This window comes from Gammaproteobacteria bacterium CG11_big_fil_rev_8_21_14_0_20_46_22 (assembly GCA_002796245.1).
GTDB lineage: Bacteria > Pseudomonadota > Gammaproteobacteria > UBA12402 > UBA12402 > 1-14-0-20-46-22.
In genome coordinates, this window is sequence record PCWT01000016.1 from 25961 (window position 1) to 46562 (window position 20602).

Sequence of the window (20602 nt, forward strand, 5' to 3'; positions counted from 1 at the left end):
TGGCTTATTTTTCTCATTTTAGAGGAGCGATCAATTAAGCTATTTTTCTCGGTTATCATGCTGTTATGAGAGCGTAATTAAGTATAAGGATAATAAATGCACTCTTTGAATATCGCAGGTAAAATTAGAGCTAATCGGTATGATTTGTTAAACTAAGATCGGCTATTTCTTTAAATCGAGCATAAATTTATGAGCACCTCTTTTTCAAAAAAACATTGGGAACAGGTTTATACCCAAAAACAGGCAGATGAAGTCAGTTGGTATCAAAAGAAGCCAACGGTATCACTCAGTATGATTCAAAGCATTAGTAGTCCGCGAGATCGAGTGATTGATATCGGTGGCGGCTCTTCCTCATTAGTCGATCACTTGCTAGTGTTAGGCTATGATAAGTTAGCGGTATTGGATATTGCCCAACAAGCCATACAGCAAATACAAAAACGATTAGCTGAAAAAGCAAACCACGTTGAGTGGTACATTGACGATATCACGCAGTTTGTGCCGCCTCATCCTTATGAAGTGTGGCATGATCGTGCGGTATTTCATTTTTTAATGGATCAAACCTTAAGAGCAGCCTATGTCGATGTGCTTAAGAAAACACTTACTCCTGGCGGTTATGTCGTCATGGCTACCTTTGGAAAAGGTGGGCCAAAACGTTGCAGCGGGTTGGATATCGTGCAGTATGATGAAAGGATGATGCAAAATGAACTGGGTGATGAATTTATTTTGTTAAACAGCCAATATGAATCGCATGTGACACCTGCTGGCAAAGAGCAGCGTTTTATTTATTTGACTTTCTTAAGACAATGAATCTATTTAATTATCATGTTACGCTCAACTCTTTTCCTGCATCATTGTCCACTTGATACGATTTTCTGAGCTATGTTTAAATTCATTTGTATTTAACCAGGTTTCATATTTACCTCGATTGAACAAGACCAATTTGGACTTGGCGTTAAGCTTTATTAGTTGTTGATGTGCTCGTTCTATTGCCGCAAAGTAAGCTTCAAAACAATGTAATTTCTCATAAGCTTCAGCGTCTGCAAAGTGAAGATCAGCGTCGCTGCCATAATAGAGCAATGCAATTGTTTTGTAGTTTTCAGGGCGTAAACGACTATCTTTAATATGCGAGCAAGCATCTTTTACACACAAGTTGGCAATTCTGTTGGCCGTAGAGTCAAGGTTTTTTAAAAGATCATGTATCGATTCAGGTATTTTTGTTCCACCGTTTTCAAAATGAATGATGGGCTGGCTTGAAGTAAAGCCCGCAAGCTTGGCAAGCCTCTCAGGTGATAGGTGCAAGCTTTCACGCAGCGTTATAAATTCATTGGGCGATACTAATGTCATTCGGTTTTACCTTTATCTTGGGTCAGTGTGTCGAAGTCAAACTCTTTTTGTGCCACTTTGACTCCCTCAATAGGCGTGTAGTTTTTTATATCGTGTGTCAAAACAGTGATATCGTTATACCCTAGTGCAAAAGCCTTCAAGACAATCGAATCAAATTCGCGCACGATAAAGATCGGCGTATTTAAGGGATAAAGCCGTAAATCCGTGGTGAAGTTAGAGATGCTGTTATAACATTGAATAGTTTTACCCAACCGTTTTACTCGGTATTCCCATGCTTTCCCTAACCATTGATCTTTTGTCAGTAAAACAATATCCGCTAGCTGATCTACTACATAAATCGGCATGTAAAAAACATATTGCTTCGGAATCAGTTTGACGTTTAATTGTTCGCAAGCGTTTTGTATATCAAAATTCTCACCATAGGTTGTGACCAGAAAACATTGGCTGTCTTTATTCATGTGTTCAATCAACTTTAAGCCCGTTTTTTCATTACCCGTAAATTCCTGGTCAACGAGATAAACGTTGCGATCTCGTCCGTCCTGTGGGCGGGCTTTATACCAGTTAAGAAATTCATCAGGGTTATAAAAATGCGTGATAGCCTCCTCAGCAACACCCAGCTTCAACAGGCGCTGTTTCCATTCATGATGAAACGTGTCGCTATCATCAATGACAATTATTTTACTGTCAGACAGAATTGTCATACTTTCCGCAAACCAGACTGCCGGTGGCTGAGCTTGCAAGCGAATGGTGACGGTCGTGCCTTGGTTTAATTGAGAATCAATAGTGATGTTGCCGCCCCATTGTTCAATGTTCTCTTTTGCATGAAATAAGCCTAATCCCGTTCCCTGCTTATAGGTTACCCCGTCATCAAAAACCGTGCTCAGGTGATGCTTTTTAATCCCCGCACCGTTATCGTGTATTTCAATGACGACATCAGGCCACTCGCACTGGATGCTGAGTGTAATTAAACCGCTTTTTTTGTTTTTAAGGGCATCGATTGAGTTGTTTAATACGTTAGATAATATGCGCCGAAAGGTTTCAGGCACAATTTTGACAAAGGTTTTATACGTGGATTCGTCAATCTTGGTCACTAACTGAATCGGATGATGATCACCTTCTTCCAGTTCTGAATGTTTCTCAGAGATGGCATAGCTAATGATGGGTGTTAACATGACACTTCTAAAGTTACTGGCATTGATCGCCGCATCTTTTACATTTTTTTGCACCAGGTTGTTCACAATGTCATGAATTTGCTGAACAGAATGTTTAATCACGTAAAGTTGTTCTTCATCCGGTTTGTTCGTTTTCTTTAAGACTGATTCAATGGCCAGAATCGGTGATCGCAAGTCATGCGCCGCTTGTCGGGCAATTTTTGCAATCTCAATTTTATCCATTGCTTTATACGCTTTTTTAATGCGATCTGATAAAAACTCCAATTCTTCAATGTAGTTCACCGTTCTGGGTAGCTGACCTTTTTTTAGTCGAGCAACAATATGTGCCAACGGGTTAGCAATAACTTGATTAAACACTTGGCGAATTCGCATACCATTGATGAGTGAAAGAAGAATTACGAGCAGAATGGTAAAGAACACAATGAGAAATACTAACGGCGTAATGGTTTCTTGTTTCCAGTTTAAATGCACCTTCATGGTGGAAGCCCTGAGCACAGGGAAAGACCCTAATGAGTGTTGAGGTAGCAGATTAATCGTATGGCAGTTGTCCTTACAAACGATTAAGTCTCGACTATTGGCTTTGAGTATGTTTAATAAAGCCGCTTTTGAAAAATACAATGTCCAAGTGTTTTGGCATAAACCGAGATTGGCATCCAAACGTCGATTCAAGTAACACACTTTTAACGTTACAGAGTAAGGTGTTTTTTTACCATAAGAAAAAATTAATTTGGTCTCGTCTGCTTCCATGCCACGGATATAAGGACTGGGAATGTAATAGATAGAGGTGCCAACAATCGATTGATCTTTCAATGTGACTAGTTCGTCTAAAAAACGATAATATTGATCGTTCTGCGTATTATCGCCGATTTGCAGATAATCTTGAAAAGCTTCTGAACTGGCAACAATCGAGAGTTTTTCCGATAAATACGTTTGGTAAATATTGACGATGGAATCGAGTTGGTTGTGTACCAGTTCTTCTTTATTGAGTTTGAATTCAAAAAAGACCGCTGACCAAATAGCAAAAATAATGACGATAAAGACCAGCGTCGTGATGATGATATCTTTGCTGAGCGAGGCGATGACGGAATTGAGGTTATACTTTGCCATTGATTTTACTAATCCGCCTTATTCTGCTCAGAGACTTCAAATTTAATCTTATCCCAGGTGGTGATGAGCGCATTAAAGGTGTTTTCATCGACGGATTTTATCCAGGGTAAGTTGGGTAAGTGTTGCATCCAGGTGGCAAAAATGGCTTTAAAATGTGGGTCTATTGGTTGAGGGTTTTTATTCTTTGGATCAGTCAGTTTTCCGTAAGGCGAGAAGTAATCCGTTACGTTTTGTTCGTGCGTTAAAAACCATTCGCTCGCCAATTTGTGGGCGACACACACGGTGCGAGGATTTTCATTTAAGGTCGCTATTAGATCGGTACTCACATACGATAAATTAGGATGAATGTAATATTTTAAAAGCCCAGGATTGTTTCGCAGCATGATCAGTGCATCCCCTGACCATATATAGGAAAAAGCAAAATTTTTCTTAGCAACAATGCGCTCGGGTGTATTGGTGATAATGAAGTTTGTGCCTTGATAAAGGCTTTTAAAAAAATGGGAGTCTAGTGGCGAAGCAGAGAATATTTCGTTGCCCGTCGGCGCATTGGCTTGCTTGCTCTGCGATAATGCCAATCGCAAGAAAAAGTCGGCTTCAATCGGGGCATTAATCATCGTGACATACTTGCCGGTTGCTTGAGCAAACATTTGTGAGATGGTGTCTTTAGGCAGGTTGGGAAGATTATCGGGGTTATATAGAAACCCTGTCATGGAATGAAGAAAGAACGCTACATTAGGGGCATAATGGCCTGCCAGATAGTGTTGCTTAATAATGGGGTAATAATGATTGCTAAACGTACTGAGCGTGCCCTTGGGATTTGCAATATCATCGGCAATCACGTTATAGATGGCGTCTGAAAAAATAAGGATGTCAAAATGATCTTCTGTATTTCTCAGTGTGGCTAAAAAATCCTGATTGGACTTATATTCATAGTAAGCAATGTGAACACCACAGTCTTTCTCAATTGTTTGAATGTAAGGGTCAGTGGCACTAATGGTGCCTATCCACGTCAGTACCTTCACATCGGGTTGTCGCGTGGGGTTGATGGTTAAGTCAGCATGAGATGACGTTGGTTTTGCCATGACAGGTATTGACAGAACTAACGCTGTACCTACTATTATCACCCATGCGCTTAGCTTGCGTAATAAGGCAGGTTGTTTTTTAGTTTCTTGGCGCATGAGGCTCCTCATCATTCTTAAATGACAGTTTTTCTTTATCAATGACACCGAGAATATGCTTTCCTTTCTCGGGTAGTTTGGGGTCGCGTGTAATGAGATAAATATTCCTGAAGCCTTGGTTATACGCCCATTCTGCGAGCGCTGTGCCTGTTTCGCCGCGCGTTAAATGCCAATCGAAGTATAAAATAGCTGACTTATCTATTTTGGCTGCGGCCTCACGAAATTCCTGAGCGGATTGATAAATCACTAAATTAACCTTTAACTCTCTGGCTTCTCTCGCCCACACAATATTTAAACCTTCGTCATCATCAACGATAACAATCGGTTTATCTTTAATGATTGGTAGAGCTTCATCTTGTGTGTGCGGATAGGTGCGTTCTAGTAATTGATTGGTACGCGCGTTAATTTCCGCTGTAATGTTCATAATTTCTTTTTTTTCTGCTTCGGGTACGTTTGCCCCTTTTACAATGAGTCTCAGTGCTGCCACGGGGTCACGGATTTCATTGGCATAACTTAGCACCTCTGTTGAGATCGCTTTGTCTTTCACCGCCCAACCTTCTATAGCCTCTAATCCCTGTCGCAAACAATTATCGAGTTCGTTAAATTCTTTTATGCGTGAAATATGAGTCGGCATTTCATCTGGGATAAATTCATGATGCTTATGGTGCTCAATAATTAATTTTGATACGTGTTTAAACGGCAATGAAAAGTAAGTGGAGATGAGGTTGCTAAAAAGTGTGCTTAATACCGCCAGCACAATTAACGATGCCGGAATATCAAAGCTTCTTTCGAGTTTTAAATTAGAGAACCCCAAGTTTAACAAGAAAAATACCGCCACTAAAATAAGGAGTACGACAAACTGCCAGTATGCACTTTGTGCTTTAATGCTGTTCCATGCGGTAGTGGCTCTAACAAACCGACAATGACCGCGTTCTTTGAATTCCAGTAGACCCAATACAAACATGATTAATCCTAGCACCCACAAGGATTCAAACCAGTTAACCGGGAATAAATTGTTTTCCACCTCGGCGAAGCGAATAAAAAAGTCAGCCGCAATAATTAATAAAAAGCCCGATGTTAAAAACCCCAGCTCTCGATCTTCTGAGGCAAATAAAGCAATGCCTGCAAAAATAAACGCAATGATTTCAACTAGCGTATCGGCAAGGTTGAAAATACCTTCAACGGAACTGAAATGTACGCGCCAGCCTGGTAGGACAACAAAGGTAATAAAAATGATGAGGCTTGTAATGAGTAGAGGAATATAAGCACCGATCCCCATGACTTTTCGGTTTTTGTGCTGAATCATAATCACGACGGTACACCAGGCAATGGCTTGCAAGATTAGAAAAACCAAGAATGGAATGTCAAACATGGCTTCAACACTGGGTGAAAAGCGGTTGATGTCCATGATGTTAAGAATCAGGTTGTAGCTAAAATCAGAAACGAAGGCGAAAATAAACGACAAGAAAAAAATAATAAAGATGAGCTTATCTATTCGGCGTGCTTTTAAAAAGAGCCAAAAAGCAAAGATGGCACAGATTAAATCACCGCCTGCTTCACCAATGAGCGAGAGATAACCGGCAGCAGGCTGGAGAGCGCTGCTACTTCGACATACCATATAGAAAACAAAATAAAAAATCCAAATAACAAGGGCAATCAATAGTCGGTTGGGTGTCGTTTTCATCCTGTTACCTATATCCTATTTATTCATCAACAACGCTACCGTTTGTTATTATGTCTTGTTGCTTGCTCGTGCTCAACTTGGTTACAATCAGAGCTGTTTCCATTTACTGATGGCGCTGGCATGGTGCTTTCAATAGATAGAATATTACCAATAACTGGCTGATTACGCTATTATATGGCTTGGATGGTTTATTAATTGTACAGCTTTGCGCTTGATATTAAGAGGGAGAACGGATACTAATGAATGAAAGCGAAGGGTCTTTAGAGCATAAGCTGAGAAATCGTGCCTTATCTATCTTAAAGGCGATGGACTCTGCTCATAAGGACATCAAGCGGTTGCTCGATTTTGCTGAAGACTACTGCCCTGAGTCGTTGCCCTTAGAAGATATTCAATTTTTACGGCAAGTGCTTTTAACGAATGTGCCTAAAGATGCTGAAATCATCATGGAAGTTTGTGATAAACTGAAAGCTGTTGATAATCAGGAAGATGAAACTTGAAATTGGAAGGAAACCTATGGCTGCTATTACCTGCTTAAGTCACCCTGTATCGGTTTTATTTGTTGACGATAACGAATCGTTTTTAGATACGGTGGCGCATGATCTGCGCTCTCAAGGGAAGTTAATCATCTGTACAGAGCCACAGAAGGCGCTGGAAATACTCAAGCAATCAAACGAAACGATGAGTACCGTTGTGCAAAAGCTCGATCACTCTGATCGTGCCGAGTATCCAGTTGATTTTCGCTTAAGCCAACTGCTCCAAACTCTGTATAATCCAAACCGAAATCAGTTTATTGCTGTTGCGGTCATTGATTACGACATGCCTGGTATGAACGGTGTTGAACTGGCTGAGCAACTGACTGATTCACCTGTTGGCAAAATCATTCTCACCATGAAAGGGGATGAGAAACTTGCGATGCAAACGTTTAATAAGCATTTAATCGATCAGTTTCTTTTTAAAACTGCTGATAATGCGATGTACAAAGAGCTTGTGCCTGCGATTGAGCACTTGAAACTGCGTTACTTTGATCGTTTATCACAGGGTATTGTCAGTGCTTTAGGTGAATCATTTAAAAACCTGATGAAATCAACCAGCTTTCAAAAAGTGTTTGCTCAAGCTTATCAAGAAGCAAATGCGATTGAGTATTATCTTGTTGATCAATACGGTAGCTTTCTTTTCTTAGATAAAGCAGCAAAGCCTACTTGGTTAATTATTCGTAATGAGGCGACCATGCAAGAGCAAATTGGTATTTTAGAAGATATGGATATGCCAAGTGAAACGGTTGGACAACTGACTAATCGGCAAAAGTTATTATTTATGCCTACCGATGAAGACATTAGGCAAGCGTCTAGCACATTGTCTGAGTATTTATTTGGCGCAAATAAATTGTGTGACGGTTATTACTACAGTGTTACTCAAGGGAAAATTACTCGGCTGGTTGATTGGGATAAACTAACGACCTGCCAGATAGATTGATCTAGGGGCGGCGCGACCAAATAATCGGCGCGGCTTTTTTCACAGAAACTCGTTCGACGATTTTCTCAGGTGAGCTAAGGCTTAAGCTCGATAAGTTGTATTTGCTGGGTTCATCACTATAACGCAATACTTTTATATAATAGTTATCTTGATCATCTATGATTATGCAAGGTTGTTCTACAGCTTCGCGTAAGTTTTCTATAACCTTGCCGCCGACAAAATCACCCGCATGGAATTGAGGTAACATGCTATCATCTTCAACAATGGCTACAAGCTTTTCTATTTTTGAATTTGCGCTTACCTTATGGAAAGTGATAGCTTCCTCGGTAAGCTTATCGTAAAGCTGCTCGTCTGGCTCAACAAAGCCCTCATACCGATAAGTGGGTGGATGCCCAATACCATACAATAACCAATTTGCAGAGCAGTAGATGTTAAGCTGGTCTGCATATCTCACCAATTTTGCAGCGCCGCCTTTGCTAAGGCCGTTGAGAAACCCTGCCTCCCATTGGCGTACAGTTTCAGGTCTAAGCTCGGTTGATTCTTTGCAGAAATCGGGTCGGCTTTCAAAGCCTGCAATGTTGATTCGCAAAAAAGCAATACGCCGTCCGCGCTCTTCTTTGTCGAAGAGGCTGTCCCCAAGGGTAAGTCTCGTTGACTTGTAAGGCACGGTTGCAAGAATCATATTGAGTTTCCCATATCTGCTAAATTTAATATAACACGAAATTCGTTGATTTTCATATAATAAAACAAAGGTCAATAATAGCATAATATATTTAATAATCAATAAGTTAATCTAAATATATGACTATATCGAATTATTTTTCAACGGAAATCGGTGAAAAACTATTGAAATTATCACCAAATTGCGCTATAAATATACATATAGAGAAACGGTATGAAAGGTGAATAAGATGAATACCTACACCAAACAACTCAAAGAACAAAGCCCACACATGGCCAGTGACGCTTTACAGTTATTCGCCGGATTGTGGTTTTGGTTTGCAAGCTTATTTGTCATAGCACCCGTGTTAGATGCTCATCCTGAATGGATACAGTCAGGCCACACACAAGCGACTTTTTTAGTACAGGGAACATCACAAACCAGTTTAAAAGATGAACCAAGGCTCAAAGCACAAGGCTTGAAATTTGGGCTACGAAGCTAAAAAGATAGATAGAATTTGGGCGCTGCAAGGTTGCAGCATTGAGTAACCAGAAAAGAGGAGGAAAATAACAAGTAGAAGAAGCCATTTGTTGCAAGGTATTGTTAGCAACGGTAACAGGTCAGCAAGTGGTTTACATGATCTTTGATAATGACGATGACACGGCGAGTAATGGATGCTCGTCGTTGTTTTTTTGAGTATCGAATATTTTTATAGACCAAATGTAGTAGGCCCTGAGTGTTTAGCTCCCATTGTTTCACTACGGCGACTGGCAGCTTCTCGATGAGCAGCAACAGGCACACGCTTTCTAATTTCAGACAAAGCAACCAAGTTGATCTCGCTATAAATAACAGCATTTCCAGATGCGGGCGCTTCTTCCTGGATTACTCCCCAAGGATCGACAATCATACTATGCCCATAAGTTTTTCTGCCACCGCTATGTTCACCGCCTTGGCAAGCGCCAACCACATAACAGAATGTATCAACAGCGCGAGCGCGGGTAAGTAGCGCCCAATGAGCCTCGCCTGTTTTAACAGTAAAAGCAGATGGAACTGCGATTATTTCAGCACCAGCTTTTTGAAGCGCAATAAATTGCTCTGGGAAGCGTAGATCATAACAAACAGTTAAGCCAAGCTTACCCACAGGGGTGTCAACCACGACAACATGTTCACTTCCCGGTTCGGTTGTATCAGATTCGCGATAGCTTTCTGTTTCTGACACAACAACATCAAACAAATGCACTTTATCGTATCGAGCTACAATATTGCCAGCCGCATTAAAAACGATGCTTGCTGCTCTTACACGACTATCATCCGCTTCACAACTAATAGGAATAGTGCCGCCAACAATCCATACGCTATGGTTTCTAGCTTGCTCAGCTAAAAATGTTTGTATGTGGCCACTATGATAAGGTTCTTTTAGCGCTACTTTATCAGTGGCGCTAGCACCCATAATGGCAAACATTTCAGGCAAAACAATCAGTTTTGCACCATGTTCTGCTGCCTCTGCAATGAGCATTTTTGCGGTTGCTAAATTATCACTTACATTGTGAGATGAACACATTTGTATAGCTGCGATTCGAGTCATTTTTTTCCACCTTTCGGATTTCGCTTTCTCCTTGTAGAGAAAGGGTTATAGTCAACATCATCGTCATAAGCATCGATACCTTCAGCCTGTTTGAGCCAGCCGCACACTACAACGTTTACAGGTGTAAGGATGGCTTCAAATACTATCTTATAAACATAAGAGAATAAAATGAACGGTAAAATTTCTGTTGTAAAGTGTAAATGACCAAACCAAGCAACTGTTGTGCCAGCAAGTTGTAATACCAGCTCACCGATAATCGTTGCCCCAATGAATCTGAACGGTAAATACCGGCCTTTTAACTTCTTTTTTAATGTCGATAAAATATAATCATTGACTAAATTTCCCGTAAATATAGCAGCTAACAAAGCTAGCAAATGTCGAGGCAATGTATTGAATACAGTATTATATGAGCGGTCAATGCTGACAATGTTATGAGGCTCTGGGAATAACGTTGTTAGTTTCAAATACGCTATATAAGCCACGAGGATGATCATTGTGATTTGAACTAAATATCGGCTTTGTGCGTAACCGTAAACTTCTGTCGTTATATCCTGAATAAAGAATGAAAGTGGAATTGTCCAAGTGCCTGCTGTAAGCAATATTGTAAAATTTGTCATTGGGATGTGTAGTGGAAGAAGTCTGGCAGAAACCGTCAATGAAGTCATCATGCCTGCAATGTAGATCATACTAAGGATTGGAAAGTATTTTAAGTTTTGGTTGTCTGTACTGACTTCTCTAAGTAAGCGCTGTTCCATGTGGTCTGCTCATCGTGTTGTGCCGAACAAAAGTTTCGCTTGCACCATAACCAGCAGCCATTGCTTGGAAAGTATCAAGTGCATATAGCAATGCAGGATTTTGAGAAAGCTCTATTGTAGGAATTTTAATTTCTTGGCCTAAATTAACTGCATTTAAGACTGTAATTTCATTGCCGTTTTCATCTTCATAAGTTCTGTCAATTCGCAATATGGGTTTTGATTTTATAAAACAGTTGTGGCTTTTTACACGACGCATTTTCATTCGGCTATTGCAAGACTTATCCACTATATTATTTCGCTCGTTATTAGCTAGCAAGCCAATGATAAATGTGTCAACAGGATGAAGCTGCTCTAGGTAGTGTCTATCTTTAACGAGCTGCTTAAGCGGAAAAGTCTCGGCAATTCTTTTGTTTCTTAGAATTAATACAGCCATGACACATTGTTTTTTAGAGTCATAGTAATAACCATCGAGCTTTAAATAATATTCCCAATAACCATCGGATGATTTACTAAATCGTCCATAAGTATTTTTTATATCGCCAGCAACCTTTAAAAGTCCTTTAAACATAAGCTGCAAACTCCATGAGCTTAATTTGAGCTATATTCTACCAGATTTAAGTAGAAAAGTTACTCCTTGTTTGAATAACTACACCTAAAATCTTGTCATTTTCCTGCATTTCTAAAGACGGAAAATCCGGGTTAATAGCGCTTAATATACGGCGCTTCCCTTCACATAATAACTGCCGAAACACGGTTTCATCGTTAGATTCTAAATAAGCAATAACAAAGTCTCTGTTTTTACTGGTTTTATTTGGATCAACGATCAATGTAGTACCAGGTTGAAATTGCGGCCACATTGCATCCTCAGTGATTTTTAAGGCAAATTTCCCATGCGCCGCTTCGTCTACCGTGATTGATTCTACTGTGTTTGCATCAATGCCAGAAAGCACTTGCGGCCAAACACTGGCCTTATCCCAGGCAATCACGGGGATGCTTACTAGGTTTGCTGAGTTGGTTTTTTGGTGCAGGCTGCTTATTGGCTGTTTACCTAATAACTGGTCTACAGAGACATCAAAATATTTTGCAATGACTTCTAACGTTGATGCACGAGGGTCAGTTGTTCGACCAGATACAATTCCCGAAATAGTTGCTCTAGGTATATTGATACGCTCGGCAAGTTTTGCAGCGCTAATACCGGCATCCTTCAAAAGCAGACCTAAAACGTGGTTTAATGATGGCTGTTCAAAAGTGGCGGCGGCCATGAACTCACTCCTTCTTTGATGTTGTTGTTTTTGAACGTAAAAATAAGTTTACACATGAGATAATATTGAGCATAACTGGAGCAAATTGTATATTCTTTTTTACAAAAACACAATGCGAATTGTTTACTTGGTTCGTTTAACGTACCCTTAGCACTCAAATTAACTAACAGATAATTTAAGCATAGTAGAAACATGGGTAAGGATTCAGACAAACCATCATCAGCCTTTACTCAGGAGCTTACTGTTCACCCAACGGCAAGCGGTTCTTTAGATGGACTTACATTTGCTGCCAAGGACGTATTTGACGTTGCTGGACATAGAACTGGGTTTGGCAACGCATTGTGGGATGCTACACATTCTATTGCAAGTAGCCATGCCCGTTGTATAGCTCTTTTATTAAATGCTGGAGCAAGTTGCCGAGGCAAGACTGTTCTTGGTGAGTTTTGCTGTGGTATTGAGGGTAAAAACTCTGAATATGGAATGGCTATCAACCCGGCAAATCCGGACTTGGTTCCTGGTGGTTCCTCTAGTGGTTCTGCTTCGGCTGTAGCCTCCGGGGATGTTGATTTTTCGCTTGGCACAGACACGGGTGGCTCAATCCGTGTTCCTGCAAATAACTGTGCTTTGTTTGGTATGAGGCCAACACATGGTCGTATTTCAATGAGAGGCTGTTTATCTTTATCCGAAAGCTTAGATACTGTAGGAGTTTTGAGTCGTTCACTTCGCACTCTAAAACAAGTAATGCAAGCATTACTTTCTGAAGACAAAGTTGGCGATACTACCATTAGCATGACTACCTTATTTTTGATTGATGATTTATTAGCTGAAAGTACGCCAGAAATAAGACGAGCCACGTTAGCGTTTGCTGATAAATTTGCAGCGCAGCACAACCTCGAAATTTCTCACATCTCTATGGAAAGTTTTGACGAACCTGATATGAGCATTGCTGATGTGATGCGTTTGTTAATATGCGGTGAGACTTGGAAAAACTTAGGTGAATGGGTAGAAGAGCATTCACTTGAGTATGGAAAGACAACGCATGTGGATTTTTCTTTTATGAGAACTGTTAGCAAAGCGCAATTAGAAGCTGCTCGTTTAAAGCAATTACATTATGTGGATAAGCTCACTGCACTGATTCGAAATGCGATAATTTGTATGCCAACCATGCCGTTACCACCTAGAAAACGAAGTGATGTTTTGACAAAGACAGTTAATGATTTTGATTACAAAAGAGTAAGAGCATTTATTGCTTTATCAAGCGTATGTAAACTACCTCAATTGACTATTCCTGTGGCGCAATCACCAACCCCGATAAGCGTTTCTTTGCTGGGCGCAAGAGGAACAGACCTGTTTTTACTAGAGCAAGCGGAGTCAACCTTAACAGCTAGGTTATAATCATAGGGTTATAATTGGTATCGTAATCATAAACGTCGATACCTTCTTTTTTCTTAAGAAAGCCAGTAACCAAATATATAACGGGGATAAGTGACACATTCCAAATTAGTTTATAACTATACGACAAAGCGATATTTGGTAGCATTTGCGAGAAAAAATGCATAATGTCACCGAATCCTACAATTAAGCCAACAATATTTAAAACGGCCTCGCCAATCATTGTTGAAAAAATTATCCTCGCCCAAAGATAACGACCACCATAGATAACTTTGAGCCTTGAAATTAAGAAGTCGTTTAATAGCATACCTGTCAGCATTGAGACAATAAGCGATAAAAACTGTCTTGGTATTGAGCCATAAACTGTATTAAAAGCAGCATTTTCTTGGTAAATGAGCGCATGGCCGCTTGGTAAATGAATAGCTATTTGTGTATAGAGAATATAAAAAGCCATCATACCAAGTGATAACCAGACCATGTGGCGACTTTTCGCAAATCCATATACTTCAGTTGTAATATCTTGAATAGCAAAAGTTAATGGAAAAAAAATAACACCCGCGCCAAAGGGAACAGTTAAATCAGTGAATGGCAGATGAAACGGAAACATCCTTCTTACGATACTAATGCCGGACAATCCTAAACCAACGTATAAAACACAAAGTATATGGTAATACAGTGTTGCACGTGGTTGGCTTGAAGTAACAGGCCGTTTTGCCAAGCATTTTTTATCATTTATAAAGTCTTCACCGGCAGCATAACCTACTTGCAAAGCGCGCTTTGTTCCGAGGCCGTAAAGTAAATTATGATTTTGTAATAATTCAATCGCAGGGATAGTAATGCTAAAACTAGAATGAATACCTTTTAAAGTAAAAAGTGTCTCATGATTTTTTTCATCGAAAGACTGTAAATGAATGGTTAGGGTTGGCCGCTCTCTGATAACAGGGCATTTATGTATGCCATTAATATAACCTGGGGCTTTATCTAAGTGTCCATCTTTATCTAAACGTGACAGGAAAGCAACACGGCTAGCATCAACAGGATGTAGTTCATCTAACATTGCTTTATTTGATGCTAAGTCAGAAAGAGGCAATTTTATTTTTGAACGTTTAATAGCGACCTGAATGACCGCGAATGCTTTGCCAGCTTTTGATTTTTTATAATGCACAAAACGGATTCGATATTGATTTTTCGTAACGTATAAAGCTTCTGTGTACTTGTTAAAAAAGCTTAACAACAACGCCTTAAGCTTAATGAAAAGTTTAATCATACTCATTTCGCGTTTGGACAACGACACCAACGATTGTGTCGGAATCGTTCATTGTGATAGAGGGAAAAGCTGAGTTGGCAGCTTTTAATATTTGTTTTTGACCTTCGGTATACAATTGTCTCAGTATCGTTTCATTTGTCTTATGAATATGAGCAACAACAAAGTCTCTATTTTTAGCGGGCTTTTCCGGGTCTACAATTAAGATTCCATCTTCTTGAAATTGTGGCCACATAGCATCACCTGAAACTTTAAGGGCAAACTGATTTTTCTCTAGTTCAGCATCAACAGGAATTTTTTCAGAGGTTTCCTGTAAAGTAGCATCCTCAATAATTTGTTGCCATTGAGTTGCCTTTTCCCAAGTTATCACAGGTATAAGTCGTTGAGTAACCGTGTCCGCAATATTTTGCTGACTGATGGTTTCTTTGCCTAATAGCTGATCAACAGAAATGTCAAAATAGCTGGCAATAGCTTCAAGTGTAGAAATACGTGGATCAGTTGTCCTGCCTTTTGCTATGTTAGTAATAGTTGCTCTAGGTGTGCTAATACGCTCAGCAAGTTTTGCTGACGTTATTTTATGCTCTTTAAGTAACCTCGTTAAAACGTCAGACACAGTATGAGCTTGTTGAAATGCATATTTAGTCATAATCGGCTAAGGGCTGCTCCTTTTTGTAAAAAATTTTTTACACAAATATTGATATTGTAAAATCAATACTACATAATAATGCTCTAAATGTCTCTATTTAGCGCTTATAGAGCAGAATTGTAATGAATTTTTTACAAAAAATCAAAGGCTTACAGAAACTTTTTTTTGAAGCATTTAATTAACAGGATGAAGTAAATGGACGTTTAAGAGTGAATTTCGTTACTTTTTAAGTGCCTTGGCAAGTATCAACACTACTCGCCAAGGCTGAATACATGATACTAGAGTATAGAGGTCTAACATCATGCTACGCGCAATTTTAAACTATTTGTTTAAAATTTTAAAGCCATTTTTTGGTCAATATTTTATAATTTTCAGCGATCTAATTCGAGCAGGTATTCTTCTGCTTTTCTCTTTCCCTTACCAGAAGGCGGTAAAGCTGTTAGCTCAGTGCTTTCAGTGCCACCCAGCTTGTTTGCATAGTAACCGCAATACCGCCTGCGGTTTTAATCCGGCAATTATAACCAAGAGGTTATTCGCTCGTTCGGTGTTCTGCCTGAATAACTTTAATATACGGCTATGTGAGCAAGCGCTTTTTTGTCGACTAATTATTAATCAATGAGGAACTAAAATATTCAATAAAACTTAATTTTTACATCGCTACTTTTTTCAGCCACTTTACTCAACTTCAAATGAAAATGAAATTTGTTGCGTTACTGATTTATTGCAATTTCTCTTGGATAACTGTCTTAAAGAGCTTCCTTAATCTATCTCATTAATGTATATTAATTGGTCACAGCGTGGTTGGTTTTTTTGACAATAAATAAGCACCAAAACCGATCATTGCTCTGCTTAGATAGAATAAGCTTAAGTGAAGCTGACTAAAAAACACAACTTAGAAATAGTGATTCAACCTGTCAAGCTCTCCTAACTGAATAACGTTAAGCAGATAATTCTTATAAAAGAACTTAACAAGGGTATAATTTTTTGGGATGAGCGCAAGCAACTAAAAAGCGCGCTTATTTTGGTTAAAACTTGAACGGCACGGGTGATCAAAATGAACGATTTAAGGGTATTAGAATTAACTAAGGATGCGATTGACATGCATTGTCATGGTGTTGGTCGATTTGATTTTACAGAGCTTTCCAATATAGATTTATTTGAAATTGAGGCAATTCTAGCTGCACGAAAGCATAAAGCGGTTTTGACTTTATACTTACCGGAATCAGAGTATGCACATTTTTTTCAAATACTTGATCAATTTCATACGGGGCGACAGAGCAACCTTTTTCCTCATATTATGGGCTTCGGATTAGAGGGGCCGCTTCTGGCAAGTCACGGAGGTACGCCTCATAAGGGGGTTTGGAACCCCAGTAAACGACAATGGAAACAATTGGCTGGGTGCGGCAAGCAAGGACTTATTTACATGATTTTTTCACCCGATGCTGAACTAAACGTGGATGAAAATAGCAATATAGATAATCCAGCCCCAAGTGTCACTTGGATTGCAGAAACTTTACTTGATAGTGGTGTTTTACCTGCTGCTGGACATTTTACCAAAGCGAATCCTGTGGCATCAGCTAAAGCGTTGCAGTCAATATATGACGTTGTTGCAGCATGGGGGCAAGGAGCTACAATAACCGATCATATATATAATGATATGCCACATAATTTTAAACATGCTTGGAGAACTAGAAAAGAAAGGGAAAGACGAGACATTGAGCTTCAACGCCTAGACCTAAACTCTTGGTCATTAGATAATCTTGATGAGCAGTTAGGCTTAGTTCCTGCGACTATGATTAAAAATGCCAGAAAAGGACTAGTTAAAGTGGCTCAAAATTTTGATGGTGAGCATGTAGACTTAGCAGTGATTAAAAAAACAGTTGAATTACTGGGCGCTGAAAATATGTTAATGATGACAGACTCCATCGAAAGCCGGAAGTTAGCTGGTCGCGAACTAAGAAAGCTAGATGATTCTACATTGCTCTACCAAGATGAAGGAATTGTTGCAGCAGGTAGTCAAGGTGTAGATAGGCAAATTGAAAACATGCTGAAAATTGGATTAACCGATCAGCAAATAAATACAATTACCAAAACTACGCCAGAGCAAGTTTTAACAAAACGAGAGGAATATGTGCGAGAAAAAAATCAAACTATGTGTGTGTGATTGGGATGGTACAATTGTTGACTCTGTTGAAAAAATCACAGAATGTAAACGATTTTTAGCTAAAAAATACAGCCTAGAGCCACCGAGTAAAGCGCTTGTTAAAGAAGTATTGGGTACAAAATTTGAGAAAGCACTTGCCCGGTGTTTTCCGACTGCTTCAAAAAAATTATTGAACGACATCGCAACAGATTTTCATAGTCTTATGCAGTTGCCTGAATATCAATCTATTCCATTTAATAATGCAATAGCTGTATTAAAGGATTTACAAGGCAAACAGGGAATCATCTTGGCTATTGCTACATCGAAAGCTCGTGCAGAGCTAGATAAATCGTTAGACTATATAGGTATTACAGACCTTTTTGACTATGTTTGTTGTAGTGAAGAACACCAAAGTAAGCCTGACCCAGAAATGCTTAATTATATTATGAAGCAAGCAGGCGTGACACCAAGCCAAACCATCATGATAGGTGATACAACGGTTGACATGGAGTTTGCTCTTAATGCCAAGGTTACCCCTATCGGCGTTACCTTTGGGGCGCATTCTAACGAGAAGCTTGTACAGTTTAACCCTTTAGGTATTTTAAGTTCGTGGAGTGAGCTTCCGGGAATTCTCAAACTGGAAAACAAATGTATTACTTAGGCTTAACACTTATTGTATTAGCAGGGATATTCAATGGCTCGTTTATTGTTCCTGCTAGAAACGTTAAGTCCATTTCAAATGAAATGGTATGGGTATTTCATAGTATTATCGGGTTTGTTATTGTTTCGTGGCTATTGTTAATCGTCTTTTTCCCGCATTCATTTAGACTTTATGGCTTATTACATATTCACGAGGTAATGCTTCTTATTGTAAGCGGGGTTGTATTCGGCTTAGGCCAAATATGTTTTGCTTATGCAATTGAAACAATAGGTATTGCATTAAGTTTTACAGTAAATTTAGGTTTGGGTGTAACACTTGGCACGATGTTTGTTATCCTATATAAATCTAGCCTGTGGACAGCACATGGAAAGATAGCCACGATTGCTGTGGCGCTAATTATTATTTCACTTTTTATCTACTACAAAGCAGGAAAGAATAATCAAGGAAGACTGAGTCAGCGTAAGTTAATTTCGGCCAGCCACTATAAGCTTGGCTGGTTACTTGCGGTTTTTGCAGGATTTTCAAGTGGGTTGCAAAACATTTCTTTTGTAATAGTTGCGTATCATTCTTCGGCAATGCCATATAGCGAGAACTCCTACTGGTATTGGCCAGCTTTTTTAACTTTTGCTGCAATTCCAATGTTGATTGGTTTTCTATATAGAGCTAAACAGCAAGGGTATCTTGGCCAGTACAGGCAAATTTATTCCACAAGCAATTTTGCGTTTATTACTTTGATGGGCGTATTTTTTTCTGGTTCGCTTGTTTTATATAGCCTGGGAATGAGCAGGTTTTCGAATGCTCAACAAGTTACTGGGTGGCCGACTTTAATGTCTTCAATAATACTTGCCTCTCAAGCTTGGGGGTGGTTTTTTGGCGAAGCTAAATTAGCAACACTAAAACATAAGCGTTACATGGTTGTGAGTATCTTGCTTTTATTGACTGCAATCCTTTTGATTGGACTTAGCCAATAATTATACCCAAAGCTTGCAAGTCATCTTCATTTATTCGAGCTAAAAGCTCAACCTTTTTCATATCATCGATTTGTTCTATTAACCTTGATTGCTCTATAAACGGTTTATAGACTTTAGCAAGCGATCCATTTAGCGTTATTTTAAGTTTCTTTCCAATGAGTTTATCGGCTAGTTTGATTGTTCGCTCGATTTGTTTGAATCCAGAAGCAATAATGTTCTTAGCTGCATCATCCTCAGTAAAGTAAGCGGTCAACAAAAAACTAGTAAATAGGCAATATATATCGGGGTCGCCACTTTGGATACATCGCTCTGTTATGCGCTCAATTTTTCCGTTGAATTTTGATAAGACCTGTCTTGCTAATTCAGTCATGGGAATATAACCCTCAGCAGCTTCAATAGTATGCTTTATTGTTTCAACACCCAGCCAGTTTTCGCCTCCTAAGTCGTAGACAGGATATTTCCAACCACCAATTTTTTTTAGTTGGCCGTTATGGAGGTATGAAAGCGAAACGCCTTTATCGGTAACCAAAGAGATTCCCTCGTTTCCATCAAAAGCAGCAAGCAAGGTAACGATCCAATCGGGAAGCAAGACAATTTCATGAAAATGTTTATAAGCATAGTCTTTAAACTGCTTTCGTTTATCTTCGAATTCGTAAGACTGAGTAACTAATTTTAATCGGGCGTTGGCTAATGTGTAGTTCTTCTTATTTTTAATATTCAATAATGCATCGTTTGCTGATTCATTAATTAGCTTCATTAATTCATCAGAATCATCAGCTAAATCTAGCCCGCCAGATAATAATGAAGAACCGAGAATTTTGCCTTTAGGCGAAACAATGCTAGCTACTCTACTATTACTAATCGACATAATAGCTACACTGATTTTTTCTTTTTCGTTGGGATTGGGTTGATATGTAGTAATATTTTTTAAAACATCATTTTTTAGATCAACCTCTAATGCCTCAGCCATTTTAATAAGTTCAGGGAAAGATAGTTTTGCTGTACCGTTTAAAATTCTATGCATTTGACCAGAGCTTATGCCACACTCATTGGCTAAAGCACGCATAGACATCTGCTTACTCTTCATCAATGTTTTTAAATTACTTAATACGATTTCTTCATTTGTCATAAGTTCTAAAACAATCCTGGTTTTTTTAAGATTCACACCCGTGAGCCATCTCAATGATAATAGATACGGTCATTTTACACTAATACAAAAATATAGGAATTGTTCGTTTGATTTACAAAAATCAAGAACTTGTAAATTCTTTTTTACTAATTATTATAACTTATTGATTTTAAAC

At 39.1% G+C, this 20602-nt stretch carries 20 protein-coding genes; 8 read left to right on the forward strand and 12 right to left on the reverse strand.

Translation table 11 applies throughout. The features are described 5' to 3' along the window. Positions 1-189: 189 nt before the first annotated feature. Positions 190-807: an SAM-dependent methyltransferase gene (locus tag COV52_01670; protein PIR11822.1), complete on the forward strand. Its 618-nt coding sequence runs from the start codon at positions 190-192 to the stop codon at positions 805-807. A 24-nt stretch (positions 808-831) separates the two neighbouring features. Here the strand turns inward: COV52_01670 and COV52_01675 are convergent, their stop codons facing one another. From COV52_01675 to COV52_01690, 4 genes are read right to left on the reverse strand one after another with little or no spacing between them, the layout of a single operon-like run. Further along, complete coding sequence (locus COV52_01675; protein ID PIR11823.1) at positions 832-1344, reverse strand: hypothetical protein; 513 nt, start codon at positions 1342-1344, stop codon at positions 832-834. After that, complete coding sequence (locus COV52_01680; protein PIR11824.1) at positions 1341-3623, reverse strand: hypothetical protein; 2283 nt, start codon at positions 3621-3623, stop codon at positions 1341-1343. The genes COV52_01675 and COV52_01680 overlap by 4 nt, the downstream gene beginning before the upstream one ends. 8 nt (positions 3624-3631) lie before the next feature. Next, positions 3632-4801 carry a hypothetical protein gene (locus COV52_01685; protein PIR11825.1) on the reverse strand — a complete coding sequence of 390 codons (1170 nt, stop codon included), beginning with the start codon at positions 4799-4801 and terminating at the stop codon, positions 3632-3634. Continuing rightward, on the reverse strand, positions 4785-6485 hold the full coding sequence (locus COV52_01690) for a hypothetical protein (GenBank protein ID PIR11826.1): 1701 nt from the start codon (positions 6483-6485) through the stop codon (positions 4785-4787). The genes COV52_01685 and COV52_01690 overlap by 17 nt, the downstream gene beginning before the upstream one ends. A 239-nt stretch (positions 6486-6724) precedes the next feature. On the opposite strand from COV52_01690, the gene COV52_01695 reads away from it, so the two are divergent. Together COV52_01695 and COV52_01700 are read left to right on the forward strand one after the other, a co-directional pair. Next, the gene (locus COV52_01695; GenBank protein ID PIR11827.1) at positions 6725-6982 is read left to right on the forward strand and encodes a hypothetical protein; all 258 of its coding nucleotides are present in this window, start codon (positions 6725-6727) and stop codon (positions 6980-6982) included. Next, positions 6972-7958, forward strand: coding sequence for a hypothetical protein (locus tag COV52_01700; GenBank protein PIR11828.1), 987 nt, complete (start codon positions 6972-6974; stop codon positions 7956-7958). The genes COV52_01695 and COV52_01700 overlap by 11 nt, the downstream gene beginning before the upstream one ends. Before the next feature lies 1 nt (position 7959). Here the strand turns inward: COV52_01700 and COV52_01705 are convergent, their stop codons facing one another. Then, positions 7960-8640 carry a hypothetical protein gene (locus tag COV52_01705; GenBank protein ID PIR11829.1) on the reverse strand — a complete coding sequence of 227 codons (681 nt, stop codon included), beginning with the start codon at positions 8638-8640 and terminating at the stop codon, positions 7960-7962. Between the two features lie 229 nt (positions 8641-8869). On the opposite strand from COV52_01705, the gene COV52_01710 reads away from it, so the two are divergent. After that, positions 8870-9121: a hypothetical protein gene (locus COV52_01710; protein PIR11830.1), complete on the forward strand. Its 252-nt coding sequence runs from the start codon at positions 8870-8872 to the stop codon at positions 9119-9121. Between the two features lie 207 nt (positions 9122-9328). Here the strand turns inward: COV52_01710 and COV52_01715 are convergent, their stop codons facing one another. From COV52_01715 to COV52_01730, 4 genes are read right to left on the reverse strand one after another with little or no spacing between them, the layout of a single operon-like run. Further along, positions 9329-10204, reverse strand: a complete 876-nt coding sequence (locus tag COV52_01715) for a hypothetical protein (GenBank protein ID PIR11831.1) — start codon at positions 10202-10204, stop codon at positions 9329-9331. After that, positions 10201-10959, reverse strand: coding sequence for a hypothetical protein (locus COV52_01720; protein ID PIR11832.1), 759 nt, complete (start codon positions 10957-10959; stop codon positions 10201-10203). Before COV52_01720 ends, COV52_01715 begins: the two co-directional genes overlap by 4 nt. Further along, positions 10940-11527, reverse strand: a complete 588-nt coding sequence (locus tag COV52_01725) for a hypothetical protein (protein PIR11833.1) — start codon at positions 11525-11527, stop codon at positions 10940-10942. Before COV52_01725 ends, COV52_01720 begins: the two co-directional genes overlap by 20 nt. A gap of 46 nt (positions 11528-11573) precedes the next feature. Then, complete coding sequence (locus COV52_01730) at positions 11574-12221, reverse strand: hypothetical protein (protein ID PIR11834.1); 648 nt, start codon at positions 12219-12221, stop codon at positions 11574-11576. Between the two features lie 192 nt (positions 12222-12413). On the opposite strand from COV52_01730, the gene COV52_01735 reads away from it, so the two are divergent. Beyond that, positions 12414-13616, forward strand: coding sequence for a hypothetical protein (locus COV52_01735; protein ID PIR11835.1), 1203 nt, complete (start codon positions 12414-12416; stop codon positions 13614-13616). Here the strand turns inward: COV52_01735 and COV52_01740 are convergent. Together COV52_01740 and COV52_01745 are read right to left on the reverse strand one after the other, a co-directional pair. Further along, positions 13606-14886, reverse strand: coding sequence for a hypothetical protein (locus COV52_01740; protein ID PIR11836.1), 1281 nt, complete (start codon positions 14884-14886; stop codon positions 13606-13608). The genes COV52_01735 and COV52_01740 overlap by 11 nt on opposite strands. Beyond that, positions 14873-15523: a hypothetical protein gene (locus tag COV52_01745; protein ID PIR11837.1), complete on the reverse strand. Its 651-nt coding sequence runs from the start codon at positions 15521-15523 to the stop codon at positions 14873-14875. Before COV52_01745 ends, COV52_01740 begins: the two co-directional genes overlap by 14 nt. A gap of 1054 nt (positions 15524-16577) precedes the next feature. Between COV52_01745 and COV52_01750 the strand changes: the two genes are divergently transcribed. From COV52_01750 to COV52_01760, 3 genes are read left to right on the forward strand one after another with little or no spacing between them, the layout of a single operon-like run. Beyond that, the gene (locus COV52_01750) at positions 16578-17687 is read left to right on the forward strand and encodes a hypothetical protein (GenBank protein PIR11838.1); all 1110 of its coding nucleotides are present in this window, start codon (positions 16578-16580) and stop codon (positions 17685-17687) included. Next, positions 17653-18327 carry a hypothetical protein gene (locus COV52_01755; GenBank protein ID PIR11839.1) on the forward strand — a complete coding sequence of 225 codons (675 nt, stop codon included), beginning with the start codon at positions 17653-17655 and terminating at the stop codon, positions 18325-18327. The genes COV52_01750 and COV52_01755 overlap by 35 nt, the downstream gene beginning before the upstream one ends. Further along, positions 18315-19298 (forward strand): hypothetical protein, encoded by a 984-nt coding sequence (locus COV52_01760; protein ID PIR11840.1) that lies wholly within the window; start codon positions 18315-18317, stop codon positions 19296-19298. The genes COV52_01755 and COV52_01760 overlap by 13 nt, the downstream gene beginning before the upstream one ends. On the opposite strand, the gene COV52_01765 is transcribed toward COV52_01760, so the two are convergent. Next, positions 19288-20463 carry a DNA-binding protein gene (locus tag COV52_01765; GenBank protein PIR11841.1) on the reverse strand — a complete coding sequence of 392 codons (1176 nt, stop codon included), beginning with the start codon at positions 20461-20463 and terminating at the stop codon, positions 19288-19290. The genes COV52_01760 and COV52_01765 overlap by 11 nt on opposite strands. Positions 20464-20602 lie beyond the last annotated feature (139 nt).

Bases quoted from the DNA above. Each gene is read 5' to 3' on its own strand.
- COV52_01670 (PIR11822.1), top strand. From the start codon at position 190: ATGAGCACCTCTTTTTCAAAAAAACATTGGGAACAGGTTTATACCCAA.
- COV52_01675 (PIR11823.1), bottom strand. From the start codon at position 1,344: ATGACATTAGTATCGCCCAATGAATTTATAACGCTGCGTGAAAGCTTG.
- COV52_01680 (PIR11824.1), bottom strand. From the start codon at position 3,623: ATGGCAAAGTATAACCTCAATTCCGTCATCGCCTCGCTCAGCAAAGAT.
- COV52_01685 (PIR11825.1), bottom strand. From the start codon at position 4,801: ATGCGCCAAGAAACTAAAAAACAACCTGCCTTATTACGCAAGCTAAGC.
- COV52_01690 (PIR11826.1), bottom strand. From the start codon at position 6,485: ATGAAAACGACACCCAACCGACTATTGATTGCCCTTGTTATTTGGATT.
- COV52_01695 (PIR11827.1), top strand. From the start codon at position 6,725: ATGAATGAAAGCGAAGGGTCTTTAGAGCATAAGCTGAGAAATCGTGCC.
- COV52_01700 (PIR11828.1), top strand. From the start codon at position 6,972: ATGAAACTTGAAATTGGAAGGAAACCTATGGCTGCTATTACCTGCTTA.
- COV52_01705 (PIR11829.1), bottom strand. From the start codon at position 8,640: ATGATTCTTGCAACCGTGCCTTACAAGTCAACGAGACTTACCCTTGGG.
- COV52_01710 (PIR11830.1), top strand. From the start codon at position 8,870: ATGAATACCTACACCAAACAACTCAAAGAACAAAGCCCACACATGGCC.
- COV52_01715 (PIR11831.1), bottom strand. From the start codon at position 10,204: ATGACTCGAATCGCAGCTATACAAATGTGTTCATCTCACAATGTAAGT.
- COV52_01720 (PIR11832.1), bottom strand. From the start codon at position 10,959: ATGGAACAGCGCTTACTTAGAGAAGTCAGTACAGACAACCAAAACTTA.
- COV52_01725 (PIR11833.1), bottom strand. From the start codon at position 11,527: ATGTTTAAAGGACTTTTAAAGGTTGCTGGCGATATAAAAAATACTTAT.
- COV52_01730 (PIR11834.1), bottom strand. From the start codon at position 12,221: ATGGCCGCCGCCACTTTTGAACAGCCATCATTAAACCACGTTTTAGGT.
- COV52_01735 (PIR11835.1), top strand. From the start codon at position 12,414: ATGGGTAAGGATTCAGACAAACCATCATCAGCCTTTACTCAGGAGCTT.
- COV52_01740 (PIR11836.1), bottom strand. From the start codon at position 14,886: ATGAGTATGATTAAACTTTTCATTAAGCTTAAGGCGTTGTTGTTAAGC.
- COV52_01745 (PIR11837.1), bottom strand. From the start codon at position 15,523: ATGACTAAATATGCATTTCAACAAGCTCATACTGTGTCTGACGTTTTA.
- COV52_01750 (PIR11838.1), top strand. From the start codon at position 16,578: ATGAACGATTTAAGGGTATTAGAATTAACTAAGGATGCGATTGACATG.
- COV52_01755 (PIR11839.1), top strand. From the start codon at position 17,653: ATGTGCGAGAAAAAAATCAAACTATGTGTGTGTGATTGGGATGGTACA.
- COV52_01760 (PIR11840.1), top strand. From the start codon at position 18,315: ATGTATTACTTAGGCTTAACACTTATTGTATTAGCAGGGATATTCAAT.